The sequence below is a fragment of the Olsenella sp. CU969 genome (assembly GCF_905219715.1).
Lineage (GTDB): Bacteria > Actinomycetota > Coriobacteriia > Coriobacteriales > Atopobiaceae > Granulimonas > Granulimonas faecalis.
This window is the reverse complement of sequence record NZ_CAJMXC010000110.1, coordinates 1-4,054: the sequence shown is the minus strand read 5'-3', so window position 1 is coordinate 4,054 and position 4,054 is coordinate 1. Positions and strand designations below refer to the sequence as shown.

General features: G+C 71.4%; 3 protein-coding genes. 1 reads left to right on the top strand and 2 read right to left on the bottom strand.

The window, feature by feature from the left end; genetic code table 11:
• Together JX283_RS07875 and JX283_RS07870 are read right to left on the bottom strand one after the other, a co-directional pair.
• A partial coding sequence (locus JX283_RS07875; RefSeq protein WP_204830085.1) for a hypothetical protein occupies positions 1 to 527 on the bottom strand: 527 nt, incomplete at its 3' end.
• Positions 524 to 1,003, bottom strand: coding sequence for a MerR family transcriptional regulator (locus JX283_RS07870; protein WP_204830084.1), 480 nt, complete (start codon positions 1,001 to 1,003; stop codon positions 524 to 526). The genes JX283_RS07875 and JX283_RS07870, both read right to left, overlap by 4 nt.
• A 667-nt stretch (positions 1,004 to 1,670) precedes the next feature.
• Here JX283_RS07870 and JX283_RS07865 point away from each other — a divergent pair.
• Positions 1,671 to 3,071 carry an ATP-dependent RecD-like DNA helicase gene (locus JX283_RS07865; protein WP_204830083.1) on the top strand — a complete coding sequence of 467 codons (1,401 nt, stop codon included), beginning with the start codon at positions 1,671 to 1,673 and terminating at the stop codon, positions 3,069 to 3,071.
• Positions 3,072 to 4,054 lie beyond the last annotated feature (983 nt).

The window sequence follows — 4,054 nt, the reverse complement described above, 5'->3', positions numbered from 1 at the left end:
AGGGGCGTCATGTCCACCGGCTGGGGGTCGGGCTCCCCCACCTTCTTGACGGCGAGCACCACCTGCTCATGGGTCTGCCAGTCGACCACGTGCTCGTATTCCTTGCCTTCCTCGTCGGCCTCGAAGACGATGTCCACCTGGGTGTTCTGCGGCAGGTTCTGGTCGAACACCACATACTCCTTGAGCTGGTCCTCGTTCTCCGGGTCGACGAAGACACCCGTCGGGTCCACATAGACGAGGCGGATGTAGGCGCAGCCCAGCGTGTCCATGCGAAAGGTGTTGAGCGCGGTGTAGCCCACGGACGCCGCGTTCTTGCCCTTGTAGTTCTTGATGTACTGCACATGGGGGTCCGAGGAGGTCTTGGGCTCCTCCTCGGCAGGGGCCGAGGTCGCAGGCTGCCCACCACCGGAGGCGTCGCCGCCTGCCGGGGAGCCGCCGCGCCCGCACCCTGCGATACCCAGGGCCGAGAGACACAGGGCCCCCAGGAATGCCCGACGCCCCACCGGTGTCTCAACGCTTCTTCTCATCGCTCTCTCCAATCGTCTCTTCTCTCGTAGCGGCGGCCTCCGCCGCCTTTCGCACCGCCTCCGACGAACCCGGCNCNAGTCAGAGGTCCACAGCCNACGCCATGCCCGGCCACCGCGGCGAGGAGGGCCTCGGCCTGGAGCAACCGCCCCGCGACCTCCTCGGCCTGCTCGCGCAGACGCGCCACCTGCACGGCGAGCATGTCCTCCACCGTGCGGCCGGCGGCGCGGCTGCCCTCGAACTCCGCCTTGACCTCCGGGAGGCTGAGCCCCCGACGACGCAGCTGCCCCACGAGAAAGAGCTGCGCGAGGTCGTGCCCGTCGTAGGTGCGCCTGCCCCNNGCGGTGTCGNTGGGGTCGAGGATGGCCACGCCGCCGCGGCCCCCGTAGCAGGCCCGCTGGATGTCGCGGCGACCGAGGCCGAGCAGCCGCTCGACCTCCGAGATCCTCCATCCTCCCCGCACCGTGCCCTGGTCCATGCCAACGCCTCCCAGGTCCCAGCCAAGCTGTTCAATCCGTGAACAGCAAGCCGGGTCCGTGGGGGCAGGGCGCCCCCTCCTTCCGTTGGAAGCCATGTNGGCCCCNTCCTTCTCGGCGGGGGCCCGGTGCCCCCTTCATTAGGGGCTGTGNAAAAACTGCGGACCGTTTTCGCAGGTAGATGCGGCTATGAGCAGGGGCTTGGGGGCGTTGGGGGGCGCGGCTCCCCAGCCGTCGCGACGCCGCCACCGGGTTCCGGAGCGAGGAGACACGGCCGAGAGGATCCCGGTGCGCCGCCCTGTCCATCGCGGGCCCGCACCGGTCCGGCGGGGCGCGGCGAAGGGCCTCCGATGCGCGACGACTCCGCGAAACATGTCGGATGCGCGGTCCGGACACCCCGAAAAGGACCCAGTGCGCGATTTCCGGCGTTTTTCGCGCATCGGGGCCCCATCGACGAGAAACCGTCACGCATCGGAGCCGCCTCACCGAGCCATCGCGCATCGGGCCCCTTTCGACGCAGGGCCATCGCGCATCGGCGCCGCCTCGCCGCACCGGATCGGCCGGGGCGCCAAGGNNCCGCCACGGGGCGCCCACCTCGCGGTCGTTAGAACACCTGTTCCGTTTTGGCGCTATGATGGAACGGCCGTGCCCAGGGGAGACGGAGGAACCATGGCGCCAGAGCCCGATAACACCCGCGACGAACCGGAGACGGACGCGGCCGACNCGTGCCAGCGGGCCGCCATCGAGGCCATCGTGGCCGGCGAGAACGTCTTTCTCACCGGCGGCGCCGGCTGCGGCAAGTCATTCGTGATCCAGGAGGCCCGACGCCGCCTCAAGGAGCTCCGCCGCAACGTCGTGGTGTGCGCCCCCACCGGCATCGCCGCCGTCAACGTCGGCGGCACCACCGTGCACCGGGCCTTCCACCTGGGCATCGGGGTCCTCGGCAGGGACAGCCGCCTCAGGGTGCGCGAGCCCGTCTCGGAGGCGGACGTCGTCGTCATCGACGAGGTCTCCATGCTGCGGTGCGACGTCTTCGACGCCGTCACGGCGATTCTCCGCAAGGTGCGGCCCCGGCCCCAGCTCGTGGTGGTGGGCGACTTCTCGCAGCTCCCGCCCGTCACCGCCGGCAACGACCTCGACGCCCTGCGCGACGAGTACGGCCTCCTCTGGCGCGGGCCCTTCGCCTTCCAGGGGCGCACCTGGGCCTCCTGGGACTTCCACCCCTTCGTGCTCACCCAGTGCCACCGCCAGCAGGACGCCGCCTTCCTCGACGCCCTCACCAACCTGCGCAAGGGCGACCGCGCCACGTGCCGCTGGATCTGGGAGCAGGCGCGCCACGACCCCATCCCCGGCGCGCCCTTCGTGGCCGCCACCAACCGCGTGGTGGACCGCGTGAACCAAGAGCGCCTCGCCGCCCTCACCGGCCAGGAGCACGTGTACCGCTCCGAGCGCAGCGGCGAGTTCGGGTGCGGCAACCCCGTGGACGAGACCGTGGTCCTCAAGCGCGGCGCCCGCGTGGTGTGCTGCAAGAACGACCCGCAGGACCGCTTCGTCAACGGGTCGTGCGGCGAGGTGGTGGGCTTCTCGGGATCCAAAACGGTGCGGGTGCGCCTGGACTCCGGACCCACCGTGGCCGTNGAGCCCGTCAGCTGGAGCGCCGTGGACTACGAGTACGACGAGGACGAGGGCGAGCTCCGCGAGGTGGAGCGCGGCACCTTCACCCAGATACCCCTNNGGCTGGCCTGGGNCATGACCATCCACAAGACCCAGGGCCTCACGCTGGACGCCATGAACCTGGACCCGGTGTGCTTTGAGAACGGCCAGCTCTACGTGGCCCTCTCACGGGTNCGGTCCGTGGGCGACNTCGCGCTCACGCAGCCGGTGGACCCCCTCTGGCTCAAGGTCGACCCCGAGGTGCGCGCCTTCCACCGGCAGGTCTGGGANACCTCCCAGGCATGGGACACCGCGGAGCACACGGTCAAGACCGAGTGGCGCCCCAAGGGCCGGCGCCGGGTATGCGCCCNGGTGCGTCCCAAGCCCAAGCCGCGGCGCGGGCCGTTCCCGGGCTGAGCGGCGCCCCGCGGCATCATGCGTCCGACAGGGCCCGGAGCATAGGGCGGCCCCACAGTCGAGGGAGGCAACGGCGCACCCCCCCCGTCACCGCCCGCGCTCCGCTCGCGGCTCCGTTGCATCCGGGCGCCCACTGCCTGGCGGATGCAGCGGGCGCCCGGGCACCGGGACCCTCGGTCGTTTGGTACTTTTTGGCGCATAAGTTGATNTAAGCCACCAAACAGCACGCCGTTTGGTGGTTTTTGCCGTTTGAGGAGGAGAAAAACCACCAAACGGTTGACGCGCGTTTGGCAGCAGCACCCCGCGGTACCGCCCGAAACCCCTCCAGGACCCGGATGTTGAGACAAAAGTGCCCGACCATTGGGACAAAAGTGTCCGAGTGGTTTGTCGGTCTGTCAGCGGGCCAGCACCGTGTAGCGGTTGAGCTCGCCCGACCGACCGTCCGCCGAGAAGCGCCCCGCCTCGCGCACGCCGGGGGCCGCGGCCGTGGCGGCGGCGACCAGGCGGTCCAGCTCGGCCTCGTCCACGGCGTGGCAGAACCGGAACACGCCCTCCTCGCCCTGCCATCCGAGGAACGCGTCGCCCGGGCCCAGCCGCCCCGCGAGCCCCGGCCACCGGGCCAGCGCGTCGGCCGTGGCCCCCCGGGCCTTCTCCGCCAGGCGCCGGTCGTCGAGGAACCTCCAGCACGACGCCGCAGCGACGCCGCCCGGTGCCAGCGCCCGGGCCAGGCCCTCCATCACGGCACGGCGCCCGCGGAAGCCGGTGAGATGGTGCAGCAGCCCNAAGGCCACCGCCATGTCGAAGGCCCCCTCGAGCGCCGCCGGCAGCCCCCATCCGTCGCCGAACTCGGCCGCCACGACCTCCGCCGAGAGACCCGCGGCCGGCCCATCCGACCCGGCACCCGCCCCGTCGCCGGCAGCGCCCGCCGCCAGCACCGGCTCGCGGTCCAGGCCCACGGTCTCCACGGCCGCGCAGGGCAGCAG